Origin of the sequence: Geodermatophilus tzadiensis, assembly GCF_003002915.1 — a bacterium.
GTDB classification, from domain to species: Bacteria; Actinomycetota; Actinomycetes; order Mycobacteriales; family Geodermatophilaceae; genus Geodermatophilus; species Geodermatophilus tzadiensis.
Window position 1 is genome coordinate 92,159 of the sequence record NZ_PVTG01000012.1, and the last position, 13,962, is coordinate 106,120.

The window sequence follows — 13,962 nt, forward strand, 5'->3', positions numbered from 1 at the left end:
GTGCCCCGTGCGGGCACCCTGGGCCCGTGCCGACGACGTCCCGGACCCCGTCCCGCCTGCGCCGTGCCCGGCCGTGGATCGGCCTGGCGTTCGTGGTGCAGGGCGCCGTCGCCGTGGCGGGCCTGGTGTGGTCCCTGCTCGCGGACGAGGGGGACGACGGCAGCACCGTGGTCCGGCGGGTGCGGGTGATGGGCGGCGCCCAGCTGCGGCCGCGCAACCCGGCGCTCTCCCGGGTCGGGCTGGACGTGGTCATGGCCGGCGGCGACGTCGACCTGACCGGGCTGGCGCCGGTGCCCGGGGGCGTCGACGTCACCGTCCGCGCGGTGATGGGCGGCGCGGCGGTGCGGGTGCCGCCGGGGTGGCGGGTGTGGTCCGGGGCGCGCGCCCTCGCCGGCGGGGTCGGGCTCGTGCCGGGGGTGCAGCGCACCGACGACCCGCGCGGCGCCGACCTGCGGCTGCACGGGTGGGCCGTGATGGGCGGCATCGGGGTCGAGACCCCGCCCTGACCGCCGCCGTCCTCAGCAGAAGCCGGGGGTGCCCAGCCAGGCGACCTCGGCCGGCGGGACGTCGTCGCGCAGCACGGTCCCCTCGATGAGGCCGTAGGGCCGGTCGTCGGCGTGGTAGACGAGCACGTCGTCCTCGCCGGGGGTGTTGGACAGGCCGTACGCCGACAGGTCCTGCAGGAAGTGGTGCCGGTTGGGCATCGACATCCGCACCTCGGCGACCTCCGGCACCGCCTCGAGCACCGCCTCGCCCATCGCGTACAGCGTCTGCTGCAGCGCGAGGGAGTGGGTGGCGGCGAAGGTCTCGAGCAGCGTCGTCCGGACCGTGTGGAAGACGGGGTCCCAGTCCTGGTCCGCCGACGTGTAGCGCCAGCGGGCGGTGACCGCGGTGGCCAGGACGCGGTCCCGGGTCTCGGCCAGGGTGGTGTAGCGGTCGCGCGGGAAGCCCCAGAACTCCGAGCCGGTGGTCTTGAGGACGACGAGGTCGGCCAGGCCGGCCAGCACGTGCGCCTCGCCACCGTCCACGGTGACCACCGCGGTCCGCACCTCCCCGCCGGGCCGCCGGAAGGCGTGGTCGTGCGGCCGCCCGCCGACGGGGATCCGCTCCCAGCCGTAGGACTCCACCGCCACGCGGGCGCCGGTGATCCAGTCGTAGGAGCCGGCGAGGTGGCGGGCCAGCCGCAGGCCGAACGCCTCGGGGGAGCCGACGCCGTCGCGGGCGAAGGCGAAGACGGTGTTCTTCTGCGCGTCGGTGGTCAGCACGTGCGCGTTGTCGCCCCGGGTGTGCGCGGCCGCGAAGTCACCCCGCAGGCTGGTGCTCACGTCCAGGTCGACCAGCTCGTGGCGGGGGGAGCTGCGGTCGACCGCGACCACGCGGACCTCCGCCTTCCCGTACTGGTTGGGTCCGAGCACGATCGCCATGCCGCGCAGCCTGCCCGACGCCGGTGTTGCACGTGGAACGCGCGCCGTCAGCTCCCGCGGTACGTCGAGTACGCGAACGGCGAGAGCAGCAGCGGCACGTGGTGGTGCTCGGCCGGCGCGGTGACGGTGAACGTCAGCGTCACCTCCGGCCAGAACGCGGCCACCCCGTGTCCGTCGAACCACGGCCCGGTGGCGAGGACCAGCCGGTGCGGGCCGGCGACGGTGGCCTCCTCGGTGAGCCGGCAGCGGCCGTCGGCGTCGGTCACCCCCTGGGCGAGCAGCTGCTCACCCGCGTACAGCCGGACGGCGATCCCCGTGGCCGGCCGCCCCGCGACCGCGTCGAGCACGTGCGTGGAGACGCTCACGAGACCAGCTCCCGCACCCGTGCCTCGGAGATTTGGGCCAGCTGCTCGACCACCTCGGCCCGCTCGGCCTCGGCGTCGTTGTCCAGCCGGCGGCGCAGCTCGGCGAGCACCTCCTCGGGCGACCGGCCGGCCGCGCGGATCAGGTAGACGTGGCCGAAGCGCTCCTCGTAGGCCCGGTTGCCCTCGACCAGCGCGGCGCGGGTGTCGTCGTCGGCCCCGCCCATCGACGCCTGCTCGCGGCGGGAGGCCGCCGCCTCGGCCGAGCCGCCCTCGACCCGGTCGCCGATCCGCGGGTGCGTGGCCAGCGCGAGCTCCACCTCGTCCCACGGCAGCGCGCGGGCGACCTCGCCGGCGCGGCGGACGAGGGTGTCGACGTCGGGGAAGGGCCGGCCGGCGACCAGCCCGGCGGCGAACCGCGGCGCGGCGTTGCAGGCGCGCAGGGCCTCGACGGCGGCGTCGGCGGGCCGGCTGTTGAACTCGTCGAGGCGGGACACGGTGACAGGATGGCAGCCCGGCCGGCCGAGGGAGGGTGCGTTGCTGGACGACGCCGTCTACGCGGAGCTCGACCGTCGGCTGGCCCCGGTCGACGCCGCGCGCCGGGCCGCCTGGCCGGGGGAGCGGCCCCGCCGCCAGCCGGTGCACACCTGCTACGTGCCGGCCGACGCCGTCGTCCCCGGCGTGGCCGCCGCGTGGGGCGCCGCCGCCCTGGCCGCCCTCGACGAGCACGGCCTGCCCGACCTCGGCTACCCGGCCGCGCTGCTGGACGAGGTGCTGCCGCGGGTGCGGGCCAAGCTCGCCGCCGAGCCGGTCGAGGACCTCCGGGTCGACGCCGAGGACGGCTACCGCGGCCGGCCGGAGGACGAGGACGACGACGTGCGGCGCGCCGCGGCCGCCGTCGCCGCGGACCTCGCCGCCGGCACCGCGCCGCCGTCGGTGGGCATCCGCGCCAGGTCGCTGGAGGGCCCGACCCGCCGCCGCGGCGTCCGCTCCCTGGACCTGTTCCTCGCCGCCGCCGGCGCTCCGCGGCCGACCGTCACCCTGCCCAAGGTCACCGACGTCGAGCAGGTGCGCGCCTTCCTGCCGGTGCTCGACGCGCTGGAGGCCGCCCACGGCGTCGCGCTCGACCTGGAGCTGCAGGTGGAGACGCCGCAGGCGGTGCTCGGCGCCGACGGCGCGGTGACGCTGGCGCGGATGGTGCACGCCGCCGGCCCGCGGCTGACCGGCCTGCACTTCGGCACCTACGACTACAGCGCCTCCCTGGGCATCGCCGCGGCGCACCAGGCCTCCGACCACCCCGCCGCCGACCTGGCCAAGCAGCTGATGCAGGTCGCGGTGGCGGGCACCGGGGCGCACGCCGTCGACGGGTCCACCAACGTGCTGCCCGTCGGGTCGCGGGAGCAGGTGCACGCCGGGTGGCGGGTGCACGCCGGCCTGGTCCGCCGGGCGCTGGAGCGCGGCCTCCACCAGGGCTGGGACCTGCACCCGGCGCAGCTGGTCACCCGGTACGTCGCCACCTACGCGTTCTTCCGCGGGGCGCTGCCGGCCGCGGCCGCCCGGCTGGCCGCCTACGTCGAGCGGGTCGACGGCGGCGTCCTCGACGAGCCGGCCACCGCCCGCGCCCTGGCCGGGGTGGTCCTGCGCGGCCTGGACTGCGGCGCGTTCGACGACGCCGAGGTGACGGCGGCCGGTGCACCCGGTCGGGCGACGCTGGAGTCGCTCGCCGGGCGGCGCTGACGCCCGCCCCGGCGGGGGGCCGGGGGCAGCGCCTAGTCTGCTGGGCGTGGTGGCGCGGTGAGTCAGGACGCGTCCGCCGCGCTGTTCGCCGACGGCGGCGAGGTGGGCCGGGAGATGGCCGCCCGCGACTGGGCCGCCACCCCGGTCGGCCCGCCCGGGCAGTGGCCCTCCGCGCTGCGCAACCTCGTGCGGATCGTTCTGACCTCGCGCTTCTCGATGTGGGCCGCGTGGGGTCCCGAGCTGTCGTTCTTCTACAACGACGCCTACCGGCACGACACGCTGCAGGGCAAGCACCCGTGGGCGCTGGGCCGTCCGGCCGCCGAGGTGTGGTCGGAGATCTGGGACGAGGTGGGCCCGCGCGTCGAGTCGGTCCTCGAGACCGGGATCGCCACCTGGGACGAGGACCTGCTGCTGTTCCTGCGGCGCAGCGGCTACCCGGAGGAGACCTACCACACCTTCTCCTACAGCCCGGTCCACGACGACGCGAGCCGCACCGCCGGGATGCTCTGCGTCGTCACGGAGAACACCGAGCGGGTCCTCTCCGAGCGCCGGATGGCCTGCCTGCGCGACCTGGCGACGGCGGTCGCCGCCACCCGGACCGAGGCCGACGTGCTGGCCGCCGTCAGCGCGCAGCTCGGCCGCAACGGCGCCGACCTGCCCTTCAGCGCCACCTACCTGCTCGACGACGACGGCACCGCCCGGCTGGGCGCCACGACCGGCCTCGCGCCTGGCTCGCCGGCCGCCCCGGAGCGCATCGCCGCCGGGAACGCCGACCCCGTCTGGCCGGTCGGGCGGCTGCGCGCCGGTGAGCAGGTCCTGGTCGAGGACGTCGGTCGCCGGCTCCCGGGCCTGCCCACCGGCGCCTGGCAGCGCCCGCCCGAGCAGGCCCTCGTGGTGCCGGTGGCCTCCTCCGCCCCGGGCACCGCCGCGGTGGCCGGCTTCCTCGTCGTCGGCCTGAACCCGCACCGGCGGCTCGACGACACCTACCGCGGCTTCCTCGAGCTGGTCGCCGGCCAGATCGCCTCCGGGCTGCTCAACGCCGGGAGCCACGAGGCCGAGCGGCGCCGCGCGGAGGCGCTGGCCGAGCTCGACCGGGCCAAGACCGACTTCTTCAGCAACGTCAGCCACGAGTTCCGCACCCCACTGACGCTGATCATGGGTCCGGTCGCCGAGCTGCGGTCCTCCCCGGTGGCCGCCGCCGACGCCCGGGTGGCCGAGGAGCTCGAGGTCGTCGAGCGCAACGCCCTGCGGCTGCAGAAGCTGGTCAACACCCTGCTCGACTTCTCCCGGCTGCAGGCCGGCCGGATCGAGGCGCGCTTCGAGCCGGTCGACCTCGCCGCGGTCACCGCCGAGCTGGCCAGCGTCTTCCGCTCGGCCTTCGACCGGGCCGGCCTCACCCTCACCGTCGACTGCCCGCCGCTGGCGCAGCCGGTGCACGTCGACCGGGACATGTGGGAGAAGGTCGTCCTCAACCTGCTCTCCAACGCGCTGAAGTACACCTTCACCGGCGGGGTCACCGTGCGGCTGCGGCAGGAGGGCGGGGACGACGCCGAGGACGGCGGCGCCGCCGTGCTCACCGTGGCCGACACCGGCACCGGCATCCCGGCCGCGGAGCTGCCCCGGCTGTTCGAGCGGTTCACCCGGGTGACCGGCGCCCGCGCGCGGTCGGGCGAGGGCAGCGGCATCGGCCTGGCGATGGTCCGCGAGCTGGTCGGCCTGCACGGCGGCACGATCGACGTCGACAGCACGCCCGACGTCGGCACCACCTTCACCGTCGCGCTGCCCACGGGCACCGGCCACCTGCCCGCCGAGCGGATCGCCCCGGCCGTCCCGGAGGTCCCGGCCGTCTCCGCGGCGGCCGGCTCCTACGTCACCGAGGCACTGCGCTGGCTGCCCGGCGGCGAGTCCGTCCGGGCGGGCGCGCCGGAGACCGTCCCGGCCCGCGCCGGCCGGGTGCTGGTGGCCGACGACAACGCCGACATGCGCGACTACGTCGTCCGGCTGCTGGCCCCCGTGCACCGGGTGCAGGCCGTCGGCGACGGGCAGGCCGCCCTGGAGGCGGCGCAGGCCGACCCGCCGGACCTCGTCGTCAGCGACGTGATGATGCCGCGCCTGGACGGCGTCGCGCTGCTGGCCGCGCTGCGCGCCGACCCGCGCACCGCCCGCGTGCCCGTCCTCCTGCTGTCGGCCCGCGCCGGGCAGGAGGCGGCGGTCGAGGGCCTGGCCGCCGGCGCCGACGACTACCTGGTCAAGCCGTTCTCCGCGCAGGAGCTGCTGGCCCGCGTCGACGCCCACCTGCAGCTGGGCCGGGCGCGCCGCGCGGCCGAGGAGCGGTTCACCGCCATGGCCGACCTCGCGCCGGCGCTCATCTGGGTGGCCGACGGCGACGGCCGCCGGGTGTTCCTCAACGCGGGCTGGAGCGCCTACACCGGCCGTCCCGCCGAGGACGAGCTCGACGCGGGCTGGCGCGAGGGCCTGCACCCCCAGGACCGCGACCGCTACGCGCGGACGGTGGCCGCGGCGCTGGAGCGCGGCGAGGGCTGGGAGGTCGAGTTCCGGCTGCGCCGCGCCGACGGCGCCCACCACTGGCTGCTCGAGCGCGGCGTGCCGATCGGCGGGGACCCCCGGCAGGGTGCGGTGGGCAGCTGCACCGACATCAACGCCCGCTACCGGGAGACCGAGCGGCAGACGCTGCTCGCCGAGGTCGGCACCGCGCTCGACCGGGAGACCGAGGTGGAGGGCCAGCTCGCCGGGCTCGCCCGGCTGGTGGTCGAGCGCCGGCTGGCCGACGTCTGCACCGTCCGCGTGGTGGGCGACGACGGCCGGCTGCGCTACGTGGGCCGGGCCAGCGTCCACGACGACACCGCGGAGCTGCTGGCCGGCCTCGACCCGCACGCCGGGCTGGGCCGGACCGTCCTCGACACCGGCGAGTCGCAGCTGCGGCCGCGGCTGGCGGGGCCCGGCGACTCCGGCGTCCGGCTGGACCTCAGCTCGGCGCTGGTGGTGCCGCTGACGGTGCGCGGGGAGGTCCGCGCGGTGCTGGCGCTGGGCCGCCACGACGACGCCCCCGCCTTCCACGAGGACGACCGGGCGCTCGCCGAGGAGATCGCCGCCCGCGCCGCGCTCGCCCTGGACAACGCGCTGCTGCTCGCCGAGGAGCGGGCCGCCGCCCGCCGGCTGGGCCTGCTGCAGCGGGTCACCGCGGAGCTGTCGGCGGCCACCGCGCCGGTCGACGTCGCCCGGGCCACGGTCGGCCAGGTGGGGACGCTGACCGGCCACGGCAGCCGGGTCGGCCTGTTCGAGCTCGACGACTCCGGCCGCGACCTGCGCCTCCTCGCACTGACCGGCTCGGCCCCCGAGGCCGAGCAGGAGTGGGCGCGCATCCCGCTGTCGGCGCCGCTGGCGGTCACCACCGCGGTCAGCGAGCGGCGGCCGGTGTGGATCGAGGACCCGGCGGACTGGCCCGGTGCCCGCGGCGGGCTCGCTGACGGGCAGGCGGCGGCGCTGGCCGCGTTCGGCCTGGCCTCGGTCGTCGCGCTGCCACTGGTGGTGGCCGGCCGGGCGGTCGGCGTGGTGGGCATCGGCTTCCCCGAGGTCCGCCGCCTCGCCGCGCCCGAGCGCGGCATGCTGCTGGCCGTCGCCGAGCAGTGCGCGCAGGCGCTCGACCGCGCCCGCCTCTACCGCGCCCAGCAGGACATCGCCTCCACGCTGCAGCGCGACCTGCTCCCGCAGCAGCTGCCGCGGCTCGACCGCCTGGCCCTGGCCGCCGAGTACCTGCCCGGCGCCGCCGGCAGCTCCGCCGGCGGCGACTGGTACGACGTCGTCGAGCTCGACCGCGGGCGGGTCGCCGTCGCCGTCGGCGACGTCGTCGGCCAGGGACCCGCGGCGGCCGCCGTCATGGGGCAGCTGCGCAGCGCGCTGTCCACGGCGCTGCTGCAGGGCACCCCGCCGGCCGCGGCGCTGGAGCTGCTCGACCGGTTCGCCGCGCGGCTGCCCGGCGCCCGGGCCTCCACGGCGGCCTGCCTCGTCCTCGACTGCGAGACCGGCGAGGTGCGGTGGGCCCGCGCCGGCCACCTGCCGCCGCTGCTGCTCGCCGGCGGGACGGCCACGCTGCTCGAGGACGGCGCGGGCGCGGTGCTCGGCGCCCCCGGGCGGCGGCCCTACACCGAGGGCAGCGCCACCGTCGCGCCCGGGGCGACGCTGCTGCTCTACACCGACGGTCTGGTCGAGCGGCGCGGCGAGTCCCTCGACGCCGGCCTGGAGCGGCTCACCACGACTGCGGCCGGACTGGCCGCCGCGGACCCGGCCCGGCTGACCCGCGCGCTGCTCGCCGAGGTGCTCGACGACTCCACCCCGCCCGACGACGTCGCCGTCATCGCCGCCCGGCTCACGCCCCCGCCGGTGCACGAGACGCTGCCGGCCGACCCCGCCCGGCTCAGCCGCGTCCGCCGCACGGTGACCTCCTGGGCGCTGGCCGCCGGGCTTCCCGAGGACAGCCTCGACGACCTGCAGCTGGCCCTGGGGGAGGCCCTGGCCAACGCCGTCGAGCACGCCTACGCCGCCACGGGCGGCGAGGGCCGGTGCGAGTACCGCCTGGAGCGGACCGCGGACGGCTGCGTCGACGTCTGCGTCCGCGACGAGGGGATCTGGCGGCCGGTGCCGGCCGACCCCGGCCACCGTGGCCGCGGGCTCGAGCTGATCTCCGCTCTCGCCCGCGACGTCGAGGTGGCCCGCACGCCCGACGGCTCCGGCGCCGACGGCGCCGGGACGACGGTGCGGTTCCGGTTCGTCCCGGCCGGGCCGGGACCCGCCGACCCGCCGGTGCGCCGCGCCGTCGCGCCGTCGGCGGTCGAGCCGGCGCGGCTGTCGGTGCACCGGGACGGCGACGGGCTGCGCCTCGAGGTCACCGGCGAGGTCGACCTCGCGGTGACCCCCGCGATGCGGGCGGAGGCGCTGCGGGCCCTCGGGGACCTGACGCCGGGCGCGCGGGCGGTGCTCGACCTGCGGCCGGTCACCTACCTGGCCAGCGCCGGCGTGCACCTGGTCCTCGAGCTGCGCTCGGCGGCGGCCGCCCGGAGGGCCGTCCTGGACGTGCGGACCGAGCCGGGCTCGGCGGCCGAGCGGGTGCTGGTGCTCGGCGGGCAGCTGGGGCGCCGGTAGCCCGGTGGGGTGCCGGTGGCACCCCGACAGGAATCGTCCCCGCCGGTGTTCCACAATGGTGTGTGGACGGCTGGGACCCACCGGCCCGGAACGGTCGAGGGGCCAGTGGATCCACTCGCTGGGGGCTCCGCCACGCAGGCGGAGCCGGGACGTCCCGTGCGCGCGCACGCGTCCTTCTCGCACACCGCGGCGGCGGTCCACTCCCCCGACGAGCTGGTCGCGGTGGCCGCCGCCGCCGTCGAGGAGGGGTTGCGCCAGGGCGACCTGCCGGTCCTCGCCCTCCCCCCGGAGGTCGCCGAGGCGGTGCGCCGCACGATCGGCGCGCGCGCCGGGCAGGTGGCGGACGACGAGCGCATCTGCCTGCGGGGGGTCCGGGCACCCGACGCCCTGGTCGTCCTCCGGCGGCTGCTCGAGCGGGCCCGCACCAGCGGCTCGGGCCGGTTGCGCGTCGTCGCCGAGCCGCAGTGGGGGACCGACCCGCTGCGCTGGCGCGAGGTGCGGCGCTACGAGTCGGTGTCCAACGCGCTGATGGCCCGGGCGCCGGTGACGGCGCTGTGCCTCTACGACCGCGAGCGGTTGCCCGCCGCGGTCGTCACCGCGGCGCGGCACACCCACCCCGAGCTGCTCATGGGCGGCATCCGCGTCGCCAGCAGCGACTACCACCGGCCCGAGCTCTACCTGCGCGAGCTCGCCCGGGTCCGGGAGCCGGTCGAGGAGGGCCGGCCGGTGTTCGCCGTCGACGGCGTGCCCACCCTGCCGGCCCTGCGCGGCGCCCTCCGGCGCGTCCTGGCCGAGCGGGTGCCCGACGAGGACCAGCGCGCCGACCTGCACCTGGCGGTGAGCGAGGTGGCGGCGAACGCCTTCCGGCACGGGCGGCGGCCGGTGTCGGCGCGGGTGTGGGCCGACGACACCCGGGTCGTGTGCACCGTCACCGACTCCGGCCGCTCCTTCGACGACCCGCTCGCGGGGTTCCTCCCCGCCCACGGCGACGACCTGGCCGCCGGCGGGATGGGCCTGTGGCTGGCCCGCAAGCTCTGGGACTCCGTCGACCTGGTGCCCGGCCCGGCCGGCCTGACGGTGCGGCTCGGCACCGCGCTGGTCCGGCCCGCGGCGGCTTGACGCTGCCGATCGCTCACTGCTGAGGTATCCGGGTGGAGGATGCCGTCGACCTCATCCTCGAGCAGTGGGCGCGGGAGCGTCCCGACCTGGACTGCTCCCCGATGGGGGTCATCGGCCGGATCACCCAGCTGCAGCGGGAGGTCCACCTCGCCCAGCGCGCGACCTTCGCCCGGCACGGCCTCGACGCCCCGGCCTTCGACGTGCTGGCCGCGCTGCGCCGGGCGGGCGCGCCCTACCAGCTGACCCCCACCGCGCTCATGCGCACGGCGCTGGTGACCTCCGGGGCGATCACCCAGCGGCTGGACCGGCTGGAGGACAAGGGGCTGATCACCCGCACGCGCAGCGAGGCCGACGGGCGGGCCGTCGTGGTCACGCTCACCGCGGCCGGCCGGGCCGCGCTCGACGCGGCGCTGCCCGACCACCTGGAGACCGAGCGCGGCCTGCTGGCCGGGCTCTCCCCGGCCGAGCTCGACCAGCTGGCCGGGCTGCTGCGCCGGTTCCTGGTGACCCTGGGACGGCTGCCCCAGCGTCCCTAGTCCGCGGGCGGCACGTCCTCGGGGCGCAGGTCCGGGCGCACGCGGACGAAGCGCAGGGGGTGGCGGAAGACGCCGGCCTGCAGCGCGGCGTCGGCGCTCACCTCGACGACGACGCCGGGCGCGACCCGGGTCAGCGGCACCGAGAGCCGCCCGCCGCCGAAGCGGCCGGTGCCGATCCGGTCGGGCCACGGGTGGTCCGGCCCGGCGGGGGCGAGGACGGCGGCCAGCTCGGCCGCGGCGGCGGGGGAGAGCGGGCTGGTGCGGCCCACGACCACCAGCTCGCCGTCCCGGTAGCGCCCGGCCACCAGCTGGCCGGGCCGCTCGAGCGTGCCGATCACCCCGCCGGCGAGCACCTCCGTCGTCTCCCAGGACTTGACCTTGAGCCACTCCCGCCGCCCGCCGGCGTACCGGGTGGCCGCGCCCTTGGCGACCAGGCCCTCGACGCCGAGCGGGCGCAGGTCGGCGGCCCAGCCGCGGGCCTCCTCCGGGTCGGCGGTGACCGGCGAGAGCTGCAGCGGCGGCACCCAGCGGGAGGCCAGCTCCTCCAGCCGGGCCCGGCGGGTGCGCAGCGGCCGGGTGCGGGTGTCCTCCCCGCCGGCGGCCAGCAGGTCGAAGGCGACGTAGGAGGCGGGGTGCGCGGCGGCCTGGGCGGCCATGCGCGACACGGGGGTGACCATGCGGCGCTGCAGCAGGCCGAAGTCGAGGCGCTCGCCGTTCCAGACGACCACCTCGCCGTCGAGGACGGTGCCGGCCGGCAGCTGCGCGCGGGCGGCCGCGGCGACGTCGGGGAAGCGGTCGGTGAGGTCGCGGCCCTGCTTGGACCACAGCCGGGTGCCGCCGCCGTCGCGGACCACGACGAGGCGGTAGCCGTCCCACTTGGGCTCGTACCGGCAGCCGCCGGGGAGCGCGTCGGCCCGGGGCAGGTCCCGCACCGGCTTGGCCAGCTGCACCGCGACCGGCCCGGCGAGGTCCGGCGGCAGGCCCGGCAACCCGGGGACGGAGAGCGGCACCGGGACAGCCTCGGGGCTCCCCGGCGGCTGCGCAGGCCCCTGAGCTGCCGGATCACCCCTTCAGGGCACGTCGCCACCCAGCGCGACGGATCCGGCGGGCGGCGCGGCCGGGGTGCCGGTGTCCAGGCACGATCGGGTTCCGGGCTGCGGCCGACGTCACGCGGCGTGCGGGACGCACCGCGCCCCGTCGGCGGTTGGGGTCGACGAGTCGTCCCGCCGTCCCCGGAGGTCCCGGTGTCCCGTCCCGTCCTGCAGGTGGTCGCCGCCAGCACCCGCCCCGGCCGCCGTGGCCTCGCCGTCGCCGAGTGGGTGGCGCAGCTGGCCCGGGAGCACGGGGGGTTCGACGTCGAGCTGGTCGACCTCGCCGCCGTCGGGCTGCCGGTGTTCGACGAGCCCGACCACCCGCGGCTGCAGCGCTACACCCACCAGCACACGAGGGACTGGAGCGCGACGGTGTCCCGCGCCGACGCGTTCGTCTTCGTCACCCCCGAGTACAACCACTCGTTCCCGGCCTCGCTGAAGAACGCCCTGGACTACCTGTCGGCCGAGTGGGCCGACAAGGCGGCCGGGCTGGTGACCTACGGCGGCGTCTCGGCGGGCCTGCGGGCGTCGTCGGCGCTCAAGCCGGTGCTCGGCGCGCTGCGCGTGCTGCCCGTGGTCGAGGCGGTGTCGGTGCCCTTCTTCACCCGGTTCATCGGCGAGGACGACCGCTTCGTCCCGAACCCCGAGCTGGAGGCCGGCGGCAAGGCGATGCTCGACGAGCTGGCCCGGCTGACCCCGGCCCTGCGCGCCCTCCGCGCCGCTGCGTGACCCGGCCCGGGGCTCGTCAGAGGCCGTGCAGGAGCAGGAGGGCGTAGGCGGCGAGTGACGGGCCGTCGGTGAACCGGCCGTCGCGGACCATCGCCCGCAGTTCCGCCTCGGGGACGAAGACCGCGACCATGTCGGCCTCGGTCACCTCGCGGGCGGTCGGGCCGGGCGTCAGGTCGGTGGCCAGCCAGACGTCGAACTCCTGCGTCGACAGCCCCGGCGCCAGGTCGAGGTGGCCCAGGTGCTCCAGCCGGCCGGCCCGCAGCCCGGTCTCCTCGGCGAGCTCGGCGCGGGCCAGCTCCTCCGGCGTCCCGCTGCTGCCCGCCGTCCAGGTGCCCTGCGGGAACTCGTGCGCCCGGCGGCCGACCGGGTGGCGGAACTGCTCGACCAGCCAGAACCCGTCCCGCTCGGCGGCGACCACGAGGGCGAAGTCCGGCTTCTCCACGACCGAGTAGACGCCGGTGGAGCCGTCGGCCCGCTCGACGGTGTCCTCGCGCAACCGGATCCAGGGGTTGCGGTAGACCTCCCGGCTGCCCGTCGTCCGCATGCACGTGAGCCTGGCAGAGGCGGAGCATGGGGGCGTGACCGACCGCAAGCCGCCCGGGGTGTCCTTCGAGACCTGGGTCGAGCGGCAGATCGGCCAGGCGCAGCAGCGCGGCGACTTCACCGGCCTGCGCGGTGCCGGCGAGCCGCTGCCGGCGTGGGACCCCGACGAGACCGTGTACGACTGGGCGATCGCCAAGGCCCGCCGCGAGGGCATCCGGCCCGCCGAGATGCTGCCGCCGGGCCTGCGGCTGCGCCGGGAGCGCGACGAGCTGCCCGAGCGGGTGGCCGGCCTGCCCTCGGAGGGCGCGGTCCGCGCCGTCGCCGAGGACTACAACGCCCGCGTCGAGGCGTTCTGGCGCCGCCCGCAGGAGAGCCGCTGGTCGCCGGTGCCCGGCCTGGCCGACGTCGAGGCGCTGGTCGAGGGCTGGCGCGCGGACCGGCCGCCCCCGCCGCCCGAGCCGCCGGCCGCCCGGGTGCCGGACGCGCCACCGCGCCGCCGCTGGTGGCAGCGGCGGCGCGGGTGAGGGCTTCCCTCCGGCGGTCACCCGGGCACGCGGTCGAGAAAGCCGAGCACGGTGCGGATGCGGCCGTCCCCGTCGGTGACGGCGACGTCGAAGCCGGTCACCGGGGGCTCGGCGCCCTCGGGGCCGAGGTGCCACGTGAAGCGCACCTGGTCGTGGTGGGCGTCCACCGGCCCGGCGGGCCGGTGGACGAACCCGGGGAACTGTTCCTGCAGTGAACAGCTCGTCCACCAGTGCCCGGCGGGCGGCGGGGTCGGTCTCGGGACCCCGCTGCCCCCCACCGCTCGCGAGCTCGCGGCGGGCCCTGCAACGGGGCCGTCAGCGGGTGCGCAGGGCGGTGAGCTGCAGGGCGGCGAACCCCGCGACGACGGCGGCCTGGAGCAGGGCCCAGGCGGTGCCGACGGCGGTGAGGTCGAAGCGCCCGGTGAGGACGGCGGCGACGCTGGCCGCCGTCCACAGCAGGTTCGCGACGACGACGGCCTCGGTGGCGACCGCCGACACCGGGCGCCGGGCGGCGACCACGGCGACCGCGGCGGCGAAGACGACGAGGAAGGCGCCGATCCCGCGCAGGGCGCCCGCGGGGACGCCGAGCGGGCCGGTCAGCAGCGGGGCGGCGGCGAGGTAGGCCAGGCCGTTGACGCCGGTGACGGCGGCGTCGAGCCGCAGCGCCAGGCGGAGGAGGTCGAGGGGCCGGGTGGGGGCGGTGGTGTGCGTCATGCCGGGAACCGTGGCCCCGGCCG

At 77.8% G+C, this 13,962-nt stretch carries 14 protein-coding genes; 7 read left to right on the plus strand and 7 right to left on the minus strand.

Translation table 11 applies throughout. The features are described from left to right. Positions 1-26: 26 nt before the first annotated feature. Positions 27-506 (plus strand): hypothetical protein, encoded by a 480-nt coding sequence (locus LY71_RS15780; RefSeq protein WP_106279323.1) that lies wholly within the window; start codon positions 27-29, stop codon positions 504-506. 12 nt (positions 507-518) lie between these two features. Here LY71_RS15780 and pucL read toward each other — a convergent pair whose 3' ends face one another. The 3 genes from pucL to uraD are packed head-to-tail and all read right to left on the minus strand — an operon-like array spanning position 519 to position 2,283. Next, complete coding sequence (gene pucL, locus LY71_RS15785; protein ID WP_106279325.1) at positions 519-1,424, minus strand: factor-independent urate hydroxylase; 906 nt, start codon at positions 1,422-1,424, stop codon at positions 519-521. Positions 1,425-1,471: 47 nt separating this feature from the next. Continuing rightward, entirely contained in the window at positions 1,472-1,789 is a 318-nt protein-coding gene (gene uraH / locus LY71_RS15790) for a hydroxyisourate hydrolase (protein WP_106279328.1), read from the minus strand. After that, the gene (gene uraD, locus LY71_RS15795; RefSeq protein ID WP_106279331.1) at positions 1,786-2,283 is read right to left on the minus strand and encodes a 2-oxo-4-hydroxy-4-carboxy-5-ureidoimidazoline decarboxylase; all 498 of its coding nucleotides are present in this window, start codon (positions 2,281-2,283) and stop codon (positions 1,786-1,788) included. Before uraD ends, uraH begins: the two co-directional genes overlap by 4 nt. A 40-nt stretch (positions 2,284-2,323) precedes the next feature. Between uraD and LY71_RS15800 the strand changes: the two genes are divergently transcribed. From LY71_RS15800 to LY71_RS15815, 4 genes are all read left to right on the plus strand, one after another. Next, the gene (locus tag LY71_RS15800; RefSeq protein ID WP_106279333.1) at positions 2,324-3,523 is read left to right on the plus strand and encodes a DUF6986 family protein; all 1,200 of its coding nucleotides are present in this window, start codon (positions 2,324-2,326) and stop codon (positions 3,521-3,523) included. A gap of 57 nt (positions 3,524-3,580) precedes the next feature. Next, entirely contained in the window at positions 3,581-8,683 is a 5,103-nt protein-coding gene (locus tag LY71_RS15805; RefSeq protein WP_106279335.1) for a SpoIIE family protein phosphatase, read from the plus strand. Positions 8,684-8,839: 156 nt separating this feature from the next. Then, positions 8,840-9,802, plus strand: a complete 963-nt coding sequence (locus tag LY71_RS15810; protein ID WP_170121382.1) for a sensor histidine kinase — start codon at positions 8,840-8,842, stop codon at positions 9,800-9,802. 32 nt (positions 9,803-9,834) lie between these two features. Further along, the gene (locus LY71_RS15815; RefSeq protein WP_106279339.1) at positions 9,835-10,338 is read left to right on the plus strand and encodes a MarR family winged helix-turn-helix transcriptional regulator; all 504 of its coding nucleotides are present in this window, start codon (positions 9,835-9,837) and stop codon (positions 10,336-10,338) included. On the opposite strand, the gene LY71_RS15820 is transcribed toward LY71_RS15815, so the two are convergent. Beyond that, positions 10,335-11,348 (minus strand): ATP-dependent DNA ligase, encoded by a 1,014-nt coding sequence (locus tag LY71_RS15820; protein WP_106279341.1) that lies wholly within the window; start codon positions 11,346-11,348, stop codon positions 10,335-10,337. The two genes, LY71_RS15815 and LY71_RS15820, sit on opposite strands and share 4 nt — an antisense overlap. Positions 11,349-11,582: 234 nt before the next feature. Here LY71_RS15820 and LY71_RS15825 point away from each other — a divergent pair, with 234 nt between their 5' ends. After that, on the plus strand, positions 11,583-12,158 hold the full coding sequence (locus tag LY71_RS15825; RefSeq protein ID WP_106279343.1) for an NADPH-dependent FMN reductase: 576 nt from the start codon (positions 11,583-11,585) through the stop codon (positions 12,156-12,158). A 16-nt stretch (positions 12,159-12,174) separates the two neighbouring features. On the opposite strand, the gene LY71_RS15830 is transcribed toward LY71_RS15825, so the two are convergent. Continuing rightward, positions 12,175-12,702 (minus strand): NUDIX domain-containing protein, encoded by a 528-nt coding sequence (locus LY71_RS15830; protein WP_106279345.1) that lies wholly within the window; start codon positions 12,700-12,702, stop codon positions 12,175-12,177. A 34-nt stretch (positions 12,703-12,736) separates the two neighbouring features. Here LY71_RS15830 and LY71_RS15835 point away from each other — a divergent pair, with 34 nt between their 5' ends. After that, entirely contained in the window at positions 12,737-13,225 is a 489-nt protein-coding gene (locus LY71_RS15835; RefSeq protein WP_170121383.1) for a DnaJ family domain-containing protein, read from the plus strand. A gap of 17 nt (positions 13,226-13,242) precedes the next feature. On the opposite strand, the gene LY71_RS24505 is transcribed toward LY71_RS15835, so the two are convergent. Further along, complete coding sequence (locus LY71_RS24505) at positions 13,243-13,371, minus strand: hypothetical protein (RefSeq protein ID WP_281261615.1); 129 nt, start codon at positions 13,369-13,371, stop codon at positions 13,243-13,245. A 169-nt stretch (positions 13,372-13,540) separates the two neighbouring features. Further along, positions 13,541-13,939 (minus strand): hypothetical protein, encoded by a 399-nt coding sequence (locus LY71_RS15845; protein WP_106279349.1) that lies wholly within the window; start codon positions 13,937-13,939, stop codon positions 13,541-13,543. Between the last annotated feature and the right edge of the window lie 23 nt (positions 13,940-13,962).

Bases quoted from the DNA above. Each gene is read 5' to 3' on its own strand.
- LY71_RS15845 (WP_106279349.1), bottom strand. From the start codon at position 13,939: ATGACGCACACCACCGCCCCCACCCGGCCCCTCGACCTCCTCCGCCTG.
- pucL (WP_106279325.1), bottom strand. From the start codon at position 1,424: ATGGCGATCGTGCTCGGACCCAACCAGTACGGGAAGGCGGAGGTCCGC.
- LY71_RS15830 (WP_106279345.1), bottom strand. From the start codon at position 12,702: ATGCGGACGACGGGCAGCCGGGAGGTCTACCGCAACCCCTGGATCCGG.